19 protein-coding genes are annotated in these 20,101 nt (G+C 40.6%); 2 read left to right on the forward strand and 17 right to left on the reverse strand.

The window, feature by feature from the left end:
- Positions 1–69: 69 nt before the first annotated feature.
- The 17 genes from A7975_RS07905 to A7975_RS34040 form a co-directional block, all read right to left on the reverse strand.
- Positions 70–915: a carbohydrate ABC transporter permease gene (locus tag A7975_RS07905; RefSeq protein ID WP_065384722.1), complete on the reverse strand. Its 846-nt coding sequence runs from the start codon at positions 913–915 to the stop codon at positions 70–72.
- Between the two features lie 2 nt (positions 916–917).
- Entirely contained in the window at positions 918–1,862 is a 945-nt protein-coding gene (locus A7975_RS07910; RefSeq protein WP_065384723.1) for a carbohydrate ABC transporter permease, read from the reverse strand.
- Positions 1,863–2,126: 264 nt separating this feature from the next.
- Complete coding sequence (locus A7975_RS07915) at positions 2,127–3,032, reverse strand: aldo/keto reductase (protein WP_053376581.1); 906 nt, start codon at positions 3,030–3,032, stop codon at positions 2,127–2,129.
- Positions 3,033–3,060: 28 nt separating this feature from the next.
- Positions 3,061–3,969 (reverse strand): dihydrodipicolinate synthase family protein, encoded by a 909-nt coding sequence (locus A7975_RS07920; protein WP_053376582.1) that lies wholly within the window; start codon positions 3,967–3,969, stop codon positions 3,061–3,063.
- A 58-nt stretch (positions 3,970–4,027) separates the two neighbouring features.
- Positions 4,028–4,837: a carbohydrate ABC transporter permease gene (locus A7975_RS07925; RefSeq protein ID WP_053376583.1), complete on the reverse strand. Its 810-nt coding sequence runs from the start codon at positions 4,835–4,837 to the stop codon at positions 4,028–4,030.
- Between the two features lie 36 nt (positions 4,838–4,873).
- Positions 4,874–5,737: a carbohydrate ABC transporter permease gene (locus tag A7975_RS07930; protein WP_053376584.1), complete on the reverse strand. Its 864-nt coding sequence runs from the start codon at positions 5,735–5,737 to the stop codon at positions 4,874–4,876.
- 63 nt (positions 5,738–5,800) lie between these two features.
- Positions 5,801–7,120, reverse strand: a complete 1,320-nt coding sequence (locus tag A7975_RS07935) for an ABC transporter substrate-binding protein (protein ID WP_065384724.1) — start codon at positions 7,118–7,120, stop codon at positions 5,801–5,803.
- Between the two features lie 125 nt (positions 7,121–7,245).
- Positions 7,246–8,985, reverse strand: coding sequence for a cache domain-containing sensor histidine kinase (locus tag A7975_RS07940; RefSeq protein ID WP_065384725.1), 1,740 nt, complete (start codon positions 8,983–8,985; stop codon positions 7,246–7,248).
- Complete coding sequence (locus tag A7975_RS07945) at positions 8,982–10,544, reverse strand: response regulator transcription factor (RefSeq protein ID WP_065384726.1); 1,563 nt, start codon at positions 10,542–10,544, stop codon at positions 8,982–8,984. Before A7975_RS07945 ends, A7975_RS07940 begins: the two co-directional genes overlap by 4 nt.
- A gap of 106 nt (positions 10,545–10,650) precedes the next feature.
- On the reverse strand, positions 10,651–11,382 hold the full coding sequence (locus A7975_RS07950; RefSeq protein WP_053376588.1) for a ThuA domain-containing protein: 732 nt from the start codon (positions 11,380–11,382) through the stop codon (positions 10,651–10,653).
- Entirely contained in the window at positions 11,379–12,440 is a 1,062-nt protein-coding gene (locus A7975_RS07955) for a Gfo/Idh/MocA family protein (RefSeq protein WP_065384727.1), read from the reverse strand. Before A7975_RS07955 ends, A7975_RS07950 begins: the two co-directional genes overlap by 4 nt.
- 22 nt (positions 12,441–12,462) lie before the next feature.
- Positions 12,463–13,293: a carbohydrate ABC transporter permease gene (locus A7975_RS07960; RefSeq protein ID WP_065384728.1), complete on the reverse strand. Its 831-nt coding sequence runs from the start codon at positions 13,291–13,293 to the stop codon at positions 12,463–12,465.
- Positions 13,293–14,171, reverse strand: coding sequence for a carbohydrate ABC transporter permease (locus A7975_RS07965; protein WP_065384729.1), 879 nt, complete (start codon positions 14,169–14,171; stop codon positions 13,293–13,295). Before A7975_RS07965 ends, A7975_RS07960 begins: the two co-directional genes overlap by 1 nt.
- A gap of 29 nt (positions 14,172–14,200) precedes the next feature.
- Positions 14,201–15,478 (reverse strand): extracellular solute-binding protein, encoded by a 1,278-nt coding sequence (locus A7975_RS07970; protein ID WP_053376592.1) that lies wholly within the window; start codon positions 15,476–15,478, stop codon positions 14,201–14,203.
- A gap of 74 nt (positions 15,479–15,552) precedes the next feature.
- Positions 15,553–17,145, reverse strand: coding sequence for a response regulator transcription factor (locus A7975_RS07975; protein WP_065384730.1), 1,593 nt, complete (start codon positions 17,143–17,145; stop codon positions 15,553–15,555).
- Positions 17,146–17,150: 5 nt separating this feature from the next.
- The gene (locus A7975_RS07980) at positions 17,151–18,893 is read right to left on the reverse strand and encodes a sensor histidine kinase (protein WP_065384731.1); all 1,743 of its coding nucleotides are present in this window, start codon (positions 18,891–18,893) and stop codon (positions 17,151–17,153) included.
- A gap of 462 nt (positions 18,894–19,355) precedes the next feature.
- A complete protein-coding gene (locus A7975_RS34040) occupies positions 19,356–19,658 on the reverse strand; it encodes a hypothetical protein (RefSeq protein ID WP_053376595.1) in 303 nt (100 codons plus the stop codon).
- On the opposite strand from A7975_RS34040, the gene A7975_RS35350 reads away from it, so the two are divergent.
- Both A7975_RS35350 and A7975_RS32920 read left to right on the forward strand, forming a co-directional pair.
- A complete protein-coding gene (locus A7975_RS35350) occupies positions 19,560–19,847 on the forward strand; it encodes a helix-turn-helix domain-containing protein (protein WP_176707681.1) in 288 nt (95 codons plus the stop codon). The two genes, A7975_RS34040 and A7975_RS35350, sit on opposite strands and share 99 nt — an antisense overlap.
- Positions 19,751–20,074: a DDE-type integrase/transposase/recombinase gene (locus A7975_RS32920; RefSeq protein WP_255314218.1), complete on the forward strand. Its 324-nt coding sequence runs from the start codon at positions 19,751–19,753 to the stop codon at positions 20,072–20,074. Before A7975_RS35350 ends, A7975_RS32920 begins: the two co-directional genes overlap by 97 nt.
- The last annotated feature ends 27 nt before the right edge of the window (positions 20,075–20,101 follow it).

Below are 20,101 nucleotides of genomic sequence, written 5' to 3' on the forward strand. Positions count from 1 at the left end.
ATCATCTATGCTCCTTTCAATAGAAAAAAAGCTGCGTCTTAGCAGCTTTTCATCTTTTTTTGTCTCATTTTATCCTTTAACTGCTCCAGAGGCAATGCCATCTACAAAGTGACGCTGTGCCAAGAAAAAAATAATCAGTGACGGTATAATAGATACAAGTGACATCGCTAGTAACTGACCCCACGGCATCTCTGATGAGCTGTCTACGAATAGCTTCAATGCAAGTCCAACTGTGTATTTATCTACGGAATTGATATAGAGCAGGTGCCCAAAGAAATCATCCCAGTTCCACAAGAAGCAGTATATGGTAACCGTAACTAAAGCTGGCTTTGTAAGCGGCAAAACAATTCTCCAATAAATACCAAACCAGTTGCAACCATCTATCTTTGCAGACTCATCCAGCTCTTTCGGAATTCCTCTAATAAATTGAATTAATAAGTAGATAAAGAAAGGTCCTCCGACCCCTCCAGCAAGTAAGTGGGGGATGTAGAAAGGAAGATATGAATTCACCCAGCCAAAGTTATTAAACATAATATACTGAGGCACAAGTGTAACCTGTGTAGGAAGCATTAGCGTAATCATAAGTATTGAAAACCACACTTTTTTAAGTGGAAAATCGAGTCTTGCAAATCCAAAAGCAACTAAACTACAAGATATGACCGAAGTGATCACAACGCCTAACATGATTTCAAAAGTATTCATGTAGAAATGTGTGAATGTATATTTAGGCAATGCTGCCCAGCCATCTGTAAAATTACTCCACATCCATTCATTCGGAAATAAGGAAGGTGAGTTCATTTCTTCATTAGATTTAAAGGAAGCCCCAATCCACCATATTATCGGATAAATCATCAAAACACTGAGTACAGTTAAAAATATATGGGAACGAAATGTTTTTATTGTAGCAACATTCATGCCTACTTTCTCCCTTCCGTTTCTGTCTCATAGAATACCCAGTATTTTGAAGATATAAAGATAAAAGCAGTAGCTAGGCCAATAATAATGAGTAAAATCCAGGCTAGGCTGGAAGCATACCCCATCTCATATCTTGAGAATGCGCGATCATATAAGTAGAGAGCATACATATAGGTCGAGTTTACAGGTCCACCCTTCGTAATAATGAATGCTTGTGTAAACATTTGAAATGAACCAATAACTTGCAGTACGAGGTTGAATAAAAGTACCGGTGATAGCATTGGTAATGTAATACTAAAAAATTGTCTTATTTTAGAAGATCCATCCACTGACGAAGCCTCATACAATTCAAGGGGGATTTGTTTCAAGCCTGCAAGAAAAATGACCATTGAAGAACCAAATTGCCACGCAACAAGGATAATTAACGTCCCAAGTGCAGTAGATGGATTACTGATCCAGCTAACTCCTTCAATACCGAAGAAGGACAGGATTCGATTCAGAAATCCATCTATTCCAAAAATATTCTTCCATAAAATGGATACTGCCATACTGCTTCCAATCAAGGACGGCAGATATATAAGCGTTCTATACAATGAAATCCCTTTTAGTTTCTTGTTCAGGACGATAGCAATCATAAGAGCACTGAGAAGCTTAAGTGGTACTGAAAAAACGACGAACAATATTGTGACCTTCAAAGACTGAACGAATATTTCATCATCCGTAAAGATCCGCTCATAGTTTCTTAATCCAATCCATTGAGGTGCATCTAGTAAAGTGTAATTTGTGAATGAATAATAAAGAGACTGCAGCATAGGCCACGCTGTTAAGAGAAGTAAGCCAATCAGCCAGGGAGAAATGAATAAATAACCTGCTAAAGGTGATTCCCATCGACCTTTCAGGTAAGGGATTCGTGAAGCAATTACTGCATTCGCTTTTGTTTTTATCATAGTCTAACCTCTCTCTCAAAATAGCCTGCTCCTCAATTATAGAAGGACAAACATAACTTTAACATGAGAGGATCGAACACTTATATTTCACAATCGAACACATTAAGCAGTTTATGTTAATACAAAGCACCGCTTCGGTCGTAGATTTTTCTTTTTATTCGATACTGGTTTACTTCAGCGCTGAAAGCCAATTAATAAATGCTGAAGAATGAAAAAACAGCCTGTTACTAGTAACAATCACATAGTAATAGGCTGTCATATTTATTAATCTACTTCTTTCCCATTAGAGCTTTGCCAAATATCAAACCATTGCTGGTCACTCAGCTTTATCCGAAGTGCCGCTGCTCCCGCTGCGATCCGCTCACGGTTTCCTGATCCAATAATCGGCATGATTCTAGAAGGATGGTGCAGCAGCCAGGCATACATCACCTGATCGATCGACTCAGCATTTGTCTCTTCCGCAAGCACTTGCAGCCTTTTCTTCAGCTTTAAAGCTTTTTCGTGAGTGGCTTGAAACAGCTGTCCTCCTGCCAAAGGGGACCAAGCCATAGGCGCTATTCTTTTCTCTTGGCAAAGATCCAAACTCCCATCTGAAAAAGCGTTCACATGTGAGACTGAAATTTCAAGCTGATTGGTCACTAGTGGAAACGGCAAATAGGAGCTAAGGTTCTGGAACTGTGCAGGCAAGAAGTTCGACACCCCGAAGGCTCTAACCTTACCTGTCTCTTTAAGTTGGACAAAAGCCTCTGCAACCTCAGCCGGGTCCATAAGCGGATTTGGGCGATGTATCAATAACAAATCGATGTAATCCGTCTTAATATTCATAAGGGATCGTTCGACAGACGAGATAATATGTGATTTCCTAGTATCATAGTGCTTGATAGCATGATTTGATCGATTACCCGATATAAGCTTAATCCCGCATTTGGTTACGATTTGCATATTGGACCGCAAACTTGGTTGTAACGCTAATGCTTGCCCAAACAACGCTTCGCAGGTATAATCGCCATAAATATCTGCATGGTCAAAGGTTGTGATACCTTGCTCCTCCATGCAAAACTGCATGAGCTCCATCAGCTTAGAAGGACCAAGGTTCCATTCCGCCAACCTCCAATGGCCATGTATCATTCTCGAAAATTGGACCTCATCCGTTAGTACAAGACGTTCCATCTAGATGCCACCTCTTTGTTTCAAAATATTATGTTACAACGACATAACGCTCAACAAGAGCGTCCAGCCTTCTACGATCCTCATTGCTTAATGGCTCAATAGGACTTGATGTCCTCTCTGATGCAAACAAATTCATTTTTTTAGCTATATATTTCATTCCTGTTAGCCATGTCGGCCCGCCGATATGCTTTTTAATCTCCAGAAGGTCTTTTTGCAGTTCGTATGCCTTGGCTACATCTCCTCCCTTGCTGGCATTATAGATATCCACAAACAACTTTGGAAAAATATTGGTCATTCCTGAAATATTGCCGTGTGAGCCTAGTAGAAGGCTTGCCACAAACATCTCTTCTCCACCCCCAAAAACAGTGACACCGGAGTTCTCCAAGGCAATTAAATTCAGTAAATGAGTTCCCCAATCCGGACGGGTATCCTTGAAGGCCACCACGGAATCCAGTTTGGCTATCTCCACAATAGCTTCTGTACTAATATCGACGCCAGTTGCTGTTGTGTGCCCATATACCATGATGTCTAGGTCTGTAGCACGATCCAGCACTTCATAATGTCTTACAATCTCTTGTTGGCATGACGTATTCATATAAAAGTGTGGTGTGGAATAAACAATTTTAGCTCCGAGCTGCTCCAATTCTTTTATGTTCTCAATTACCCTGGAGGTGCCACAGTCGATTGCGCCACAGTACACTGGCACTCTGTCGCCAACCTCTTGTAATACGATTTCGTTGAGCCTTTTCCATACTTTTCTAGAAACCATAACTCCTTCACCTGAGGTACCGGCTGTGAAGATACCGTGAACACCATTGTCTAAATTATAATGAATAAGCTTGACCAATCCGACCTCATCCAAGGTCTCATTGTCTAATAATGGAGTCATAAGGGGTGGAACAATCCCGCCAACTGCTTGTTCATTACGTAATTTCATCTTTTATCCTCCTAGTAGTTAAAATAATATGAAACATACCTTATGGTTAAAATGAGCGCTAACCTTTCACAGAGCCCATTGTAATCCCTTTAACAAAGCTCTTTTGTAACGATAAAAAGAAAGTAATCATCGGAATAGCAGCGACTGACGCGCCCGCCATGGCGTAGCCGTAGTTAATGGTCAACTCATCATAAGCCATTGTTGATACCCCTAATGGCAAAGTCAGCTTATCGCTTGACTGAAGAACGATAAGTTGCCATAAATAATCATTCCAGGTTTGCATGAAGGCAAAAATGGCTAGCGCACCTAACACTGGTTTAATCAATGGCAAGATGATGTTCGTAAATAACCGCATCTCTCCGGCGCCATCAATTCTAGCAGCCTCTATCACTTCATCAGGCAAGGTCGACGCAAATTGACGGACAAGAAATACACCAAGCGGAAAAGCAATTGCTGGCAAGATAAGTCCCATCTGGCTATCTAGTAAATTCAAATTGCGGATAAGCATATACAGTGGAACTAAAGTAACCTGATGTGGCATCATCATCGTTCCCAACACTAATGCAAATATTATGTTTTTGCCGGGAAATTTCCGCTTTGCAAAGGCATAACCAGCCATAGCTGAAAAAAATAACACGAACAAGACAGTTGCAAGACTTGTAAAGACACTATTGAATATCCAATTAAGTGCCGGTTTTGTTGAAAATAAATGAATGTAATTATCCCAAATGATTTGCTTAGGAAACCAATCCGGCTGTCTTGACCAAATACTCGTCTGATTTTTCAATGAACCTGTAATCATCCAATACAACGGGAAGACAAATAGCAATGATGCTGCACTCAGACTGATATAACGAACTATTTTCATAACGCTGCTCCTTACGTTAACCCCAAACTTGTCTACTTAATTCGATTTTGTTTTAAACAGCTTAAATTGTAAAAAAGCAATCAGTATAATAATAATAAACAATACGACACTTTGAGCAGAAGCAGTCCCATAATCAAGCGATATAAACGCTGTTTGGTAGATCGTATATACGAGTGATTCTGTACCATGGAAGGGACCACCATTGGTAATGAGATGAATAACGACAAAGATTTGAAAGACACTAATAGTTGATGTAATGACGATTAATAGTGTTGTATAAGAAATCATGGGCAATGTAATCGTGAAAAATTGTTGTATCGGGCTGGCACCGTCTATTTCTGCTGCTTCATACAACTCTTGGGATACGCCATCCATCGCCGATAAGTATAAGATAATGGGTTGCCCAACCATCCATGTAATGACAATTACCGATATTGCAACAAGCGCACTAAGCTGCGTTTGCAGCACATCCACATTTTCTATTCCGATCATGCTTGCCAAGTAATTGACAATACCAATGCTCGGGTTGTACATCCAACTCCAAACTAAGGACAGGACTACCGGAGTGCTGACAACAGGCAAGTAGAATACAAGTCGATAAAGGCTCTTTGACCTTTTATTAAGCCCTTGTATCAAAGAAGCAAATATCAGCGAAATACAAACTGTTGCCGGAACGATTAGTAAAATATAGTAGAATGTATTGGCAAGGGACTTGAGAAATAATGTACTTTGAAAAATATCGAAATAGTTGCTTAACCCTACAAATTTCCGCGAATAGATATCAGCATCAAACAGACTTAAATACATCGTGTAAAACAATGGGTAAATAAGAAACAAACTAAGAAAAATGAAGTTTGGCGCTATGAAGAAGTAGCTCCATATCGTACTGCGCGTTTTCATGTGCTGGCACCCCAGTTGTAAGAATAAAAATCCATCTTGCTATTTTGGTCATAGGTTATTCCTCTATTTTTTAAGGGCAAGCGCATTGGCCGATTTCACAAAATCATCAAGTGCTTGCTGAGGTGTTTTACTTTTCTGAAATGCTGCTTGCAGTTCTGGGTACAACTTTTGCCTTAAATCTGCGTAGTATGGTACGGATTTCCCAAGGTTGACCTGCTCAAGTGGCTTGATCTTTTTCATCAACTCACCGAAATCTTCGTTTTCAATCGCATACTCCGAAGATATCCTGGCTGGCACACCTAGCACATTTTTAGAAATGGCTTTAACGTTTTCTGGCTCTGTCAAAAACTTAATAAAAGAAAGGGCCATTTTACGCTTGTTTTCATCCTTTTGCTTAAACAATGCATAGCCATTCTCTCCAGTATTCAGCATTCTTGGCTTCGTCCCGTTTTTGAAGATCGGCACAATGCCATATGGCTTAACATCACTGCCAGCAACATGGCCATAAATTTCCGGAACATTATAGATGACGGCCAGTTTTCCTTGCTTGAACAGCTCAATGGAGTCACTCGCCTGCATAGAAGAAGCTCCTGGAGCAACTAATCCTTCATCCATTAAGCTCAACATGTACGATAGCGCTTCCACACCTTCAGGACGGTTCAACAAATATTCTGTAAAATCATCGTTCGCCCAGCTGGCACCGCCAGACAATAGCCAAGCAGCATTGACTTGATCGGATTGATTGTTTTTTGCAAAAAATGCTGTACCATAAACATTCTTATCTACAACTTGCTTTAAAGCTTCCTTTAATTGCATCCAATCCCACTCTCTGTTATCCGGAATGAGATGCCCCAATCCTTTTGCTTCAAACAGTGTTTGGTTTATAAACAAGACGCTTGGTTGCGTATATAGTGACAACGCGTACAATTGATCATTGACCATACCCGTTGCCAAATATTCAGGTTTCCAGTCCTGCTTCTGGTCCGCAATCACTTCATCGAGCGGTTCGTATTGATTATTTTTAGCATGCTTCATAATTCTCATTGGTACGTTATCAAACAAGATATCTGGCGGATTGTTGCCTGCCACTGCTACATTGACTTTTTGCTCGATTTCTCCCCATGGAATAGAGACAATCTCAATGGTGACATTGGGATGTATTTCTGAAAATTTCTTCGCTTTTGCACGTTCCCAGTCGCCATAATTGGGACTGTCTTCACCTTCAACATTTTTCAGTCCCGTTCCCGCCCATAAGGTGAGTTTAATTTTTTCATCAGCTTGATTCCCATCCCGGTCTGTTTTCTCAGATTCTGATCCCGTCTGACATCCCATAACAACTAGAGACAAGCTTAAGATCATTACGACACTCTTCCATATTTTCATACCTTCTATCTACTCCCCTCGCACCTATGTTTTGATTACAAATAAATCATAACAAAATGCTTGAACTCAAAAAACACGACAGTTTCAATGTTTTATGGTGTATTTTTAAGGCAGCCCACATCAGGTCAATGAACAGGGTACTTCAAAACTACTCGGAAGCCACTGGTGCTTATATTTCCTGCAGTAATGCCATAACGTTCGCCATATTGTATATTCATGCGCCGATTTACATTATATAATCCTAAACCACTCTCTCCAGCAGGAATAACATCGTGAATTCTATCGAGCCGAATTGGCTTACTTGCGCCCGGTCCATTGTCCTCCACAACACAAAGCAGCAAATCGTCTTGTCGAAACATTTGGATCACGATTTTCCCGATTCCATCCTGCAATCGATTCGTACCGTGCTTAATTGCGTTTTCTACAATGGGCTGCAGTGTTAATCGTAAAATGGGCATATGCGAGATTGAAGGATGGATTTGGACAATCACTTGAAAGGAATAATTGCTCCTCATCTGTTCGATTTTAATAAATGATTTGACATGCTCCATTTCTCTCTCTACAGACGCAAATAGCTCTCCACCGCTTATACTAAACCGCAGCAGGTTAGCAAGTGAGGCTACCATTTCCGAGATCACCTTATTCCCTGAATGATCCGCTTTCCATTTTATGGAGTCCAGTGTATTGTATAAAAAGTGTGGGTTGATCTGATTAATAAGCATCTTCATTTCAAGCTCGCGCTTTTCTTCTTCCACTTGTTTAGTCGTGCTAATAAGTTCCCTCATCCCGCCAACCATCGAATTGTATCCTCTTGCCAGTTGGCCGATCTCATCGCTTCGTGTAACAAATTGGTAAATAATAGCTAACTCACCCATTTGCACCTTTTTCATTAATTGAACAACCAGACGAATAGGCATTGTAAATTTATTCGTAATTAAAGCTAAAAAAATAGACATGACGACTAGACTCACGACAATAATAATTATGGAAAATTCCCGTATTACTTTTATAGGTCCAAGCAAATCTGCTTTAGGTATCATTGCAACTAGTGACCAATTGGTGTCCTCTATTGCTGAAAACGCTACTAGCATGTGATCCACATGATTGACATTTATATGAAAACCACCGGAAACCTTATTATTCACTAATTGCCCCTTGGATACATTCCCAATATGTTGCCTTTCATCCGCATAAATAACGTTATTGTCCTCATCTATCATCTGAAAACTATATCGCTCATATTGTGGCGGCTTAATGAGTTTCTTGCTCAGCAATTCTTCCGGTACGTCAATCGTTAGAACTGCCAGCTTCTCCAAGCTTTTTAAGGAGCGGATAGTGCGAATAAATGTAAACCCTGCTGGCAGAGCAGAATCCCTATCTAATGTGTGCGCCTGCCAAAACGGCGTCCCCTCCAGCTGTAAGGACTTGTTGTACCAGTATGTTTCCTTATCAACACCGTCAGACTGTATCCTGTTTAAATAGTTCTTATAGGCTTCAATTCCCACTGGGTAAATGGTTAACTGAAATGGATTCTCCATTTCTTCCATGATAGGAAACAAGGCATTAATAAAGTATTGCTCGTTATAGTTATTGTTCAATTGCTCTTCCAGTAGCATTTGCAGCTTGTTATTGCCTATTACCTTGTCAGATTTATCTTGTACCTCTCGAAAAAAATCCCTCAAGCGCTCGCTATTTTGCTGCAGATTATTTTCTAAAAATGCGGATGATATTTGTTCAATCTGTTTGCTTGAGCTGTAATAGGATAATACGCCCAGCGCAATAATCGATAACGAGACGGATAGAAAGAGTAAAATAAAATTTTTCTTGAATAACGTCATTTTAGGAAGCCATGTTATTTTTTTCATTTGGAATAGCGGTACTCCCTTGGAGTTACTCCTGTACGTTTTTTAAACAGCTTGCCAAAATGTTGAGAATCGTGATACCCGACTTCTAATGTAATTTCATAAATTTTTTTATTCGAATTTCTCAGGCGCTGCTTGGCAACATCTATACGTAGCTCGGTCAGGTAATCCAGAAAGTTCTGCCCGCTCTCTCGCTTAAACAAGTGGCTGAGCCACACGGGATGAACTTTTAATTCATCAGCAACAAGCTGCAAGGATAAGGCTGAATTGAATTTCTCGACCATAATTTGCTTTGCCTTTCCAACAATAAAATGCTCTCCTATATGTTCTTCCTCTTTAAAATATAAATATTTTTCCAGGAAAAAATCATAGATATATCGTTTCATATCCGCTATACTCGATAGCTTATCCATCTCTTCCCATAGTTCAATTGGTGAAAAGTGATGCTGTTTATCTGTTTTTTCACTTAAATCGGTATATACTTGCAGGATAAACTGGTAAGCCTTGGCTGATAATTCACCAAAGCTACGAACCTCATCCATATAAGCCAGTTCGTTTAATGCCACTCCAATATAGTTACTCATTTGTTTAATATCACCCGCCAATATACAAGTAGACAATAAGGCTGGATAATCGTGTACCTCATTCGTGTCATGCATGAGAGAAGCATAATAGATTATTTCTTGATTGTTATCGTTAAGAGGTAGCTTGCAGGCTTGCAAAGATTGTGTAAAAGCAGATGACATATCTTGAAAGGCATTCATCCTGTCGCTTACGCCCAGTACAACGCGATACTTCTGATAGCAAAAGATTTGCTCTTGAATCATTTCAGCCAAATGATGAACGTCGGGGTAGGATGTAATAATAGTCCATTGCGTTCTGACATTTCGAAATAGAATCGACATGGGAAACTTTTCGAGCAATTCTTCAGCAATATTACCAATTGAAAAATGGTCTAGCTCCATTTCCACATCATTTTGTGCTTCACTGTTTTTTTTGATTGAAAGGACATAGTAGGGGCTGCTGGTCAGCCACTCCAGTTGCCAGATTCGTAATTGATGGAAAATATGCTCTTGAAGGGTTGTTTTGTGCAAACAAAGGCTCAGTACAAACTTATCCCTTAGAAATCTTGAACCAAATTTCGCTAATCCTACTTGCTCACTCACGTACTGCTGTGTAGTTTTTTCTTCCTCAATTAAATCAAGCATGTGAACGACCTTCTGACCGAAACCACTCTTATCGACTGGTTTCAAGATGTAATCACTCGCGCCCAATTGGATGCTTCGCTGAGCAAAATGAAAATCACTATAGCTGCTAATAACGAGCACCTTTGGGTTGTAACCATTCATCCCTTCCATCAATTCCAGCATCTGAAGTCCTGTCATTTCAGGGAGAACGATATCAGTTACGATAATATCAGGTCTGTACTGATCAATGAGCTTGATGGCCTCCTCCGCACTTCGCGCTGTAATCAAATGCTCTATGCGCCGGTCAAGGACTTCCAAAGTATCGTGAAGTCCACGCAAGATATCCATCTCGTCCTCTATCACAATGATTTTCAATTGGCTTCCTCCTGATGGTAGTTACTGCTATAAGGAAAAGCGGCTCTCATACTGATGTACAAGAACCGCCTGTCGTTTGTACTCCTTTTACCCCAACAACCTTTTTTTATTTCCCGATCTGTTCAAGCGGCTTCACATTTTTCCCTAATGCTGGTATCGGCCCGTCAACCGGTTTTGCCCACTTGACACTATTGGATATAATTTTCAGTACCTCCGGATGATGATAAGTAGGGTACGATTCATGACCAGGACGAAAATAGAATACTTTGCCCCGCCCTTTGTAGTAGCAGCAACCGCTCCGGAACACCTCACCACCCTCGAACCAGCTGACGAGCACTAATGTATCCGGCGCAGGAATATCGAAGCGTTCGCCATACATTTCCTCTTGTTCAATGTCAATATATTCAGAATGAATGCCGTCAACGATCGGGTGCCCTGGCTCTACAATCCACAACCGTTCCTTCTCATCGGCTTCCCGCCATTTTAATTTACATGATGTACCCATTAGTTTTTTAAATATTTTAGATACATGACCTGAATGAAGGACAATTAACCCCATCCCATTCAGGATGCCTTGATAAACCTTCTCTACAATGTCATCTCTAACCTCATCATGCGCTTTATGTCCCCACCATAATAAAACATCCGTATTAGCTAGCACTTCATCTGTTAAACCATGCTCTGGCTCATCCAAGGTAGCAGTCCGTACAACAAAGTCTGCATCCTTTCCCAAATATGCTGCTAATGCTTTGTGGATACCTTCAGGATAGATTTGTGCCACTTTGGCGTTTATTTTTTCATGGCGATATTCATTCCAGACCGTAACTTTCGTACTCATCCTAATTCCCCCTTTAAATCCATCCATTTATATTCTTCTGCCGAGTGAAGAATCGTATCTAGCAGCCTTTGATTCATCACACCATCTTCCAACGTGGCAGCAAGACCGTCGCCTTTCCCATTAATGAGATCAAAAAAGGCCTGCATCTGATTAGCTTGAAAATGAGGCGGAATAGACATCTTCTGATACATGCGGGATTGGCCATACACATCACCTAGGCAAACCTCTAATGTATCCGAATCATCGAGATGATAGACTAGGCCTCCCTTGCTACCATAAATCTCAAACCGTTGATAATTAAATCTACCAAACGCACAGCGCGTGATCGAATAATTAGCAGATATCCCGTTGTCTAGCTTGGCCATGAAATGACAGTAATCATCTACCGTAACCTCTCCCATCCTCTCCGAATCCAACATCTTGCGAGCAGAAATATTAGTTCCTGTATGGCCGCAAACTGACTGAAAATCACCTACCAGAAATCGCGTTAAATCCAGCATGTGAGATCCTAGATCTCCGAGAGCCCCGGAACCGGCTAATTCCTTGCGAAACCGCCACAGCAGTGGTTTATTTCCTACAATCGAGGTGTAAAACAAATATTGCCCATAGACATGATAGATATCTCCCAAGTGCCCTTGATCGATTAACCACTTAGCATATCTCGCCGCACCTTTAAACCGATAAGAGAAGCAAACCATATTGGTCACGCCATGCTCGTCAGCAAGCCTTTTTAACTCCTGTGCTTCTTGCTCGTTTAAGGAGACAGGCTTCTCCAAAGCAAAAGGCTTCTTGTTCATTATCGCTTCCCTAGCAATTGGATAGTGCATATGATTAGGCGTACAAATGGATACTGCATCAATTTCGGGACATTGTAGAAGTTCCCTGTAATTCGTAAATCGTTTTGCAATCGAATACTGTGCTCCTTTTTGCTGCAGCGTGTACGGGTCTACATCGCAAATGGCGACTAGCTCAGCATCATTGCTTTGTAGAATACCTCTTATATGACCCTCTGCAATTCCACCCATGCCTATAATGCCCATCCGAATTTTCAATTCCATTCCTCCTGCTCTATTTGAGAAGTTACCCCTTTATGGCACCAGTCATAATCCCCTGAATGATGTATTTTTGCGAAAATAAATATAAGATCAGAACCGGTAATACTGAAAGCACAACTGCAGCCAGCGCAAGATGCCACTGATTGACGTATTCACCAAAGTAAATAAAATAGCTTAATGGAATCGTTTGATTATTTTTTCCGCTTAGCATTAATAATGGCAACAAGAAATCATTCCATATTTGCAGTGTCTTCAAAATCGCGACACTAACCGTAATGGGCGTGAGCAATGGGAAAACAATACGAAAAAACACGCCGATCGGGCTACAGCCGTCTATCTTAGCAGAATCCTCTAGTTCAAGCGGAATCCCCTTAATAAATCCATGGAACAAGAACAAGGCCATGGAGGTGCCAAACCCTAAGTAAACGGCAATAATGCCTGGGATGCTGTTAATTAAATGCATATCCTTCGCTACCTTAACTAACGGGATCATCATCGTTTGGAAAGGCACAATCATCGCCGATAATACGGTGAAGAAGATCACACTGCTTAACCAACCAGGCGAACGCACTAGCTTATACGCAGTCATGGAGCTGAATAATAATATCCCTGATACACTGCATACCGTGATGATGAGCGAGTTCATAAACGCAGTTGGAAATTTTATTTGTTTCCAGACTGTCATAAAATTGGATAAATCCAGCTTCTGCGGCAAAGAAATCGTTGCCAATACAACCTGATCATAGGATTTAAATGCATTGATTACCGTCAGATAAAGGGGAAATGCAAATAGAAGAGCGAATAACACGACAACCGCTTCTAGACTAAACGTTCTCCAGTTGTAGATCGTTCTCATCACATTTCCACCTCCCTGCGTTTCATGATCCTTACTTGAATCAAGGTAATTGTGACCAGGATAAAGAAAAATACGACGGCTTTTGTTGTTCCAAGTGTATAATTATTGTTAAAAAACGCCACTTGATAAATATGCAGCGGGAGCAACTCAGTTGAGTTGAAAGGTCCTCCACGGGTTAGAGCCAGATTGAGGTCAAACATCTTGAATGCGCCCGAAATAGCCAAAAAGATACAGATGGTCATTGCAGGACGAATTAGAGGAAAAACAATATACCAAATTTTCCTCCACCAATTTGCACCGTCTATGGACGCGGATTCTAGAATATCATGCGGAACCCCTTGAAGAGCGGCCAAATAGATCACCATAAAGTAGCCGGATGACTGCCACATATACACCAGAATAATCGAGGCAAAAGCATAGCTAGGCGTACTAAGCCAATTCAATTCGAATAGCGGCCAATTTGTTAAATCGGCTAGCTGAGCAAAAACTTGAACAAATATAAATTGCCAAACAAATCCAATGATAAGTGAACCTATCACTTGTGGCATAAAAAATAGGGCGCGCAGAAGTGTTCTCGTTTTTAGTGTAGTATTCAATATTAACGCCAGCATTAATCCGGCTAGATTGACAAGAATTGTGCTTATCGCTACAAATTTTACTGTCAGCCAGCTAGAGGTCAAAAACCTTGTGTCATCCAGCAAGGACAAATAATTCGATAGCCCAACCCAACGGATATCGGAGCTAATTCCATTCCAATCTTGGAAGGAAAAAATGATCGCTTGAATAAACGGCACCACATTGATCATCGTAAAGAAAAGAAGGGTTGGTAGTACAAACAAGGCGTAGATTGAACCGTTTTTAAAGTTTTTGTATGTCAAATCATTCTCACCTCCCTAGCCGGCAGTGCCTATCTTTTCACCTTTTGATCATAGATGCTTTGAATTTGGTCAATGGTTTGCTCTCTCGTATTCTCACCTGCTACGTAGGCTTGAACAGGTGATGCAAATTCCTTGTCAGACCCGGCTGGCCATAAGCTCATTGCCCAAGGCATCGTACGTCCTTCTGATGTGTAAAGCATTATATCTTGCGCTAAAGCTCCCAGCTTCTCAATTCCGTTTATAGATTCAAATGCGGGCAGCATTTTGAACGAATCAACAATATACTTTTGCCCATTCTCGTGCAGCCAGATTAGAAACTTCTTGGCTTCATCTACGTGCTTGGATGCCTTGTTGATTGCGTAATAGGACGGGACGGCTACTGGCATCTTTGCATCTGACGGATTATTACTGATTGGAATCGGAAACATACCGATATTTATTTTTGAATCCGCTTTCATAATTGGTTCCAACGCCCACAAGCCTTGCTGCATCATAGCCGTCTTGCCCGATGCAAAATGAATAACTTGTGTATTGTAATCAATGCCAAGTGTTTTTTTTCCATCTCCATATTTCAGAGCCATATCAATTAAGTCAAAATAATGCCCGATAAATGGATTATCTTTAATCTTAGCTGTACCTGCTTCGATTTCTTTAATATATGACTCCGGATCGTCCATTGCCGCAAACGGTAGATTTAGCAGATGATAGCCTAACAGCCAACCGTCTTTATAACCTTCGGAGAAGGATTGAATTCCTGCAGCCCTTAGCTTTTCATTCACTTCTTTTAGTTCGGTCTGTGTGGCCGGTAGCTTGGTAATACCAGCCTTTTCGAATAAATCTTTATTGTAGATATACCCATAGCCAGCAAGATTGGTTGGGAAACCATATTGGCGATTTTCTATCGTCATACCCGGGATCGCCTCTTTTACAACATCATTCATCCAAGGCTCTTCCGACAAGTCAACCAGGTGCTCCTTCCAATCCTTCACATCTGAAAAAGCTTTGACAAAGAAGATATCCGGCCCTTCCCCAGAAGCAAATCTTGTCTTTCGAAGTGTCTCGAAATCTTGAGAAACCTGCGCCTCAACAATTACATTTGGATGCTCCTTCATATAGTCTTCCGCCATCTGCTTTACTTGCTCGGTCAACTCCACCTTGTATTGCAAAATTTTGATCGTTACCTTCTCATCTGAGGAACTTTTGTTACCTTTACCGCTGCTCAAATCCTTTCCATCTGTTGTTTCTGATGAGCAACCTGATACCATTACAATACAAAATACAAGAACAGCTAAAAACCGTTTGTTCATATAACCCCTCCTCGTTTTATATGCTTCTTCATACTACCCTGCCAAACAGAGGGATAACATGGAATTTTTCTACTTCACACTTGTACATTCTTATCTTTATCCAAGTTACGAAATTGTTTTGGAGAGAGGCTTGAATCCTTTTTAAATACTTTGCTAAAATACGCTTCATCATCATAACCGACCAGCTGGGCAATTTTAACAATAGGCAGAGAAGTATGCATTAACAGCGACTTTGCTCTCATAATTCGCATTTCTGTTATAAATTGAATAAAGGTACTGCCATATACCTCCTTAAATCTTCGTGAAATGTATGGCGGACTCAAATAGAAACGGTCCGCAAGCTCTTTCAATGAAAGAGGCTTATGGTAGTGAGTCTGTATATATTTTTTTATTTCTTCAAACAGATCTCCCTGCTCCTCCCCGCTCAAACGCTCCTGCAAATCCCAGAGTTTATGGATAAACCATTCTTCCCATTTCTGCAAATCACTGATCCATAAAGGTATTTCTACGTCCAAACGCTCAGTTTCTTGCAGTTGATATTGATCTGCTGTCCGGCGTAGGAACAGATTCGCTTCCAACGTATACCCTTGCAATTCGCTTAACGACATTCGTCCGCTACGCATGTTATTTTGCACAAAGTCATGGATGAATGCCGAGACTTCCCTTTTATTCCCAGATTCAATCATTCTGCTTAAACGTTCAAACTGTGCAGCTAGTAAAAATGGCTCATTTTTAGATGTTTGTGAAGAATGCTGCTGCGTTCCATAGGTTTGGAATATGTTACAGGCCAGAAGAGAACGATGCGCTTCCCTCATGAGTTGGGCCCCTTGAGACACATGAGCAGTTGAACTGCTAAAGCCATATAGCACTTCTATTTCTATTGTCTCGCGAAGGGACTGAACTACACTCTGGATTTTCTTATGGTTAGGCTCTTTTATACCTGCACTGTGCATAACATCGGATTCACTTAAACTTAACATCGCCCACTGGTCTGTCTTTAGTCGCAGAAGTATCATCTGATGCACAGGCAGTACAGTGTCTCTTACAATATTTCTAATCGCAAAGTCCATCAACGAGACGTCTCCATCAAATCTCCGTCTCAAAATGTCTTGTCCATTTTTTATGAGCAGTACACATACATCGCTAATATATGGAAGGGGGAATAGGTCTTTGATCTGCTTGGAATAGCTGAGTTCACCTTGGAGGAAAGAAACCATTTTGCGTTCATGAAGAATGGTATTCGCCGATTTGAGCTTGTACAGATTATCAATGGCTGAATAGGACAAACCTTGCTCTTCTCGCCATTGTTTCACCGCTTTCCCAAGGCTGGACTCTAACTCGGATTTGCGTAAAGGCTTAAGAATGTAGTCTACTCCTTTAGCTTGGATCGCAGCTTTCATATAGCTGTATTCATCAAATCCGCTAACGACAATCACCTGTGTGTGACGATTAGTCATTCTTAGTCTCTGCAGCAACTCGATTCCGTCTACTCCTGGCATTCTCATATCAGAAAATATAACGGCTGGATTTTCTCGACTTACAATTTGAAGAGCGGTTTGTGCATCGCCTACTACGAACCGTTCTGTAATGCCAAACTTCTCCCACTCTATAAGTAAATTAATTCCATCACGGACAGCCTGTTCATCGTCTACAATAACTGCTTTCAAAAATTTCACCCTCGATCTAATGGAATGCGAAGCTCAATCATCGTCTCTACATAAGGCACACTGGTCATGCTCCATGTAAAATGTTCACCGTATGCCAAACTCAGCCTATTTAAAACATTCATCAGTCCAATGCCTTCTTCTTCACTGTGTACTTGATTTCTACTATGCTGTTGATGAATTTTGCTAATTTGCATTGCCTCAATCCCTTTACCGCTGTCGATTATCTTAATAATCAAGAAATGGTCATACCTAACAGATGAAACATGAATGAATCCAGTCCCTAATTCTTCTTCAATACCATGAACAATACAATTTTCTACGAGCGGCTGAAGAATCATTTTAGGAACCTTAATGTGGCGAGTGTCTTCAGACGATTCGATAAAATAATACAGCCGATCTTGATATCTACTTTTTTGTAACGATAAATAATCCTGAATATGTGCAATTTCCTTCTCAAACTCTACGATCTCCTCACGCATATCCATACTGTAGCGAAGGATTGCTCCTAATTCGCTTATTCGTTCTTGTATTTGAGGAACACCTTGCTTCAAGGCATAGGTACCAATTGTTTGCAGTATATTATTTAGAAAGTGAGGATTAATCTGGGCTTGCAAAACCTTTAATTGTGACGTGGTCAACTCTATACGATGTTTATATTGTTTTAAAATCAAATCTTTTAGCGCAAGTACCATGACCTGAAAACGCTTTTCTAAGAGTCCGATTTCATCTTCTCTTGCTTTAAAGTTGTCGATCTTAAAGATTCCTTTTTCAACCCTACCTATATTCCGGATTAGGCCTCGAATAGGAGAGATAATCGAAAAGGATACCACCATAGCAAGCAAAATAATCAGGAGTAATGTGACAAATTGGACAACTAAAATCATATATAAGGACTCCTGAGCACGAGCCGTAATGTTTTTCTTTGGAATAAATTTTATCATGATGTACGACTTGCCTTCCTCCTCACTATGAATAGAAAGAGACAACCCTTTTATTTTCTGAAGTTCGATATGCCTGTAACTGGTCGTTTTTTCTTGAGAAAGAGCAGGTTCTAATGCCTTATCAAGCTTAGCTCCCCTTTCATGCTTAGCGGTTTGATATAAAACTGTGAATTCATCTGCTTGATTGTACAAGACATATAGTTGCTCATTTGATTGATCTAGCAGCCTCGACTGAATTAGCTCTAACTGCTCATAGGAAAATTCGAGTGTTAAGTAACCGAGAATCTCTCCCTTAGGCATATCAACTAACTTACGATGAACATATAAAACTACCTCGTCTCCGACAGTTGCAGTTTCAATGAATAAAAAACGCTCACGCAGCTTCTCCTCAACCATCGCCTGCTTCTCCATATATTTGCCGTCAATGGGCTCCTTCGTCCTCTTGTAATTCATACCGTTTTGATTGCTATAGTAAGAAATCGCCTGTAGCTCCTCACGACTATACAATAAAGAAATCATTTTATTTTCCAAATAGGTCGTTTCTTCATAATTCAATGACTTTTTCTCCAGCAATTGAAATAACGCCTTATCGAAATACCATTGTAAAGATAACGCTTCGAGCTCATTCATATAACTTATCGTATGCTCCACCCCCTGCTGCATCAGACTCAGGTTTGTATGAATCATATTGTCCTCAAGCGCTCGAGCGGTCGAGAAATACGTAATCGTGTTCGATATTAGAAAAGGAATGGCAGCAGTAAGCAGCAGCAAGCAGCTGATTTTCATGTATAGGCTTTTTCGAATCATGGGTATACCACATCCTTATCGATAATTCTTGTTGACTGGCGATAATTATAACAAATACTTTTGCAAGAGAGGTGACTGTGTTGTCCATTCACAACAATCAGAACAACAGTCCACGTCCCCCTAGCCTGTCATTTTGTTAATTTGACAATATTCAATTTGCTAGAAGGCATTATTCCTACCCAATTGAAAATCGTGGTAGGATCATACTATATTTTGTACTAAGTGGGAACAGTATTGTTTATTTTATTTGTTATAATATCATTGCTTCTATCATTGGATTATTTTCCGGTGGAATTGGCTGAGTGATTCGTAAAGTAACCAAAAAAATACCAATAAACGCTTGCAGTGGTTAATAGTGAAATCACCTTAAAAAGGATGGTAGAGAGAACATGAAGTTAAGTGAAAAAATGTTAAATCGGAGGATGCTTTTGCAGCCGTGCAAGTAATTGTTCCAAAACTTCTTCATCTGCTTGCCTGTCCCTTAGCCTTTCCTTTCGGAATAAACTGGATAACACGCAGACAAGCTTCTTCTAGCGTCATGATCTGAATGAGCTTCTTGAGCTCATTCAGCGCTAATAGATCCTGCTCCGTGAGCTGTCTTCGATTATTTTCTTTTCTTTCAAATACATAAACTGATTGCTCCATTATCGTCGCATACAAGACGAGTTGTATCGTCAATACAACCTTAAAGTCAATCACAAGAATGTTCAACGCCTCATGTATGAGCTCGGCATTAGAGAGATTAAACGTCGTAAATATATTCATCGAACCAGCTATGAGGCCGCGGTTTCTGATGGCGGGATTCAGAGAATAAGCTGCAACAAAACTTCAAGGCTGATGGCCTTAATCAAAAGTGGATTACGGATGTTACACAATACCGCGTATTGGATGAGCGGATCTATTTGTCTGTCATCAAGGATCTGTGGAACAATGGAATCTTCATCTATCAATTGAGCCGTCACAAGGACAATCCGTTTGTCTTGGAGATGTTTAGAAGGGCATTTGAAAAGCATAAAGACGTGACTGGACTGATCGTTCACAGCGATCAAGGAAGCCAGTACACGTCTCATGCTTACCACGACATGCTGCCACAGGTTGGTGCCGTGCTACTTCCTTTTTCCACCTTGAAGCCTTCCTTCTCCAGCCAATGGAACTACCCCCTGATCGCCGAGTATATGTAGCATTCCAACGTCAAGCATATACGTTTC

This window comes from Bacillus sp. FJAT-26390 (assembly GCF_001682865.1).
Lineage (GTDB): Bacteria > Bacillota > Bacilli > Paenibacillales > Paenibacillaceae > Pristimantibacillus.

Coding starts and splice junctions, on each gene's coding strand:
- A7975_RS07905 (WP_065384722.1), bottom strand. CDS start 915: ATGAATGTTGCTACAATAAAAACATTTCGTTCCCATATATTTTTAACT.
- A7975_RS07910 (WP_065384723.1), bottom strand. CDS start 1,862: ATGATAAAAACAAAAGCGAATGCAGTAATTGCTTCACGAATCCCTTAC.
- A7975_RS07915 (WP_053376581.1), bottom strand. CDS start 3,032: ATGGAACGTCTTGTACTAACGGATGAGGTCCAATTTTCGAGAATGATA.
- A7975_RS07920 (WP_053376582.1), bottom strand. CDS start 3,969: ATGAAATTACGTAATGAACAAGCAGTTGGCGGGATTGTTCCACCCCTT.
- A7975_RS07925 (WP_053376583.1), bottom strand. CDS start 4,837: ATGAAAATAGTTCGTTATATCAGTCTGAGTGCAGCATCATTGCTATTT.
- A7975_RS07930 (WP_053376584.1), bottom strand. CDS start 5,737: ATGAAAACGCGCAGTACGATATGGAGCTACTTCTTCATAGCGCCAAAC.
- A7975_RS07935 (WP_065384724.1), bottom strand. CDS start 7,120: ATGAAAATATGGAAGAGTGTCGTAATGATCTTAAGCTTGTCTCTAGTT.
- A7975_RS07940 (WP_065384725.1), bottom strand. CDS start 8,985: ATGAAAAAAATAACATGGCTTCCTAAAATGACGTTATTCAAGAAAAAT.
- A7975_RS07950 (WP_053376588.1), bottom strand. CDS start 11,382: ATGAGTACGAAAGTTACGGTCTGGAATGAATATCGCCATGAAAAAATA.
- A7975_RS07955 (WP_065384727.1), bottom strand. CDS start 12,440: ATGGAATTGAAAATTCGGATGGGCATTATAGGCATGGGTGGAATTGCA.
- A7975_RS07960 (WP_065384728.1), bottom strand. CDS start 13,293: ATGAGAACGATCTACAACTGGAGAACGTTTAGTCTAGAAGCGGTTGTC.
- A7975_RS07970 (WP_053376592.1), bottom strand. CDS start 15,478: ATGAACAAACGGTTTTTAGCTGTTCTTGTATTTTGTATTGTAATGGTA.
- A7975_RS07980 (WP_065384731.1), bottom strand. CDS start 18,893: ATGATTCGAAAAAGCCTATACATGAAAATCAGCTGCTTGCTGCTGCTT.
- A7975_RS34040 (WP_053376595.1), bottom strand. CDS start 19,658: ATGAATATATTTACGACGTTTAATCTCTCTAATGCCGAGCTCATACAT.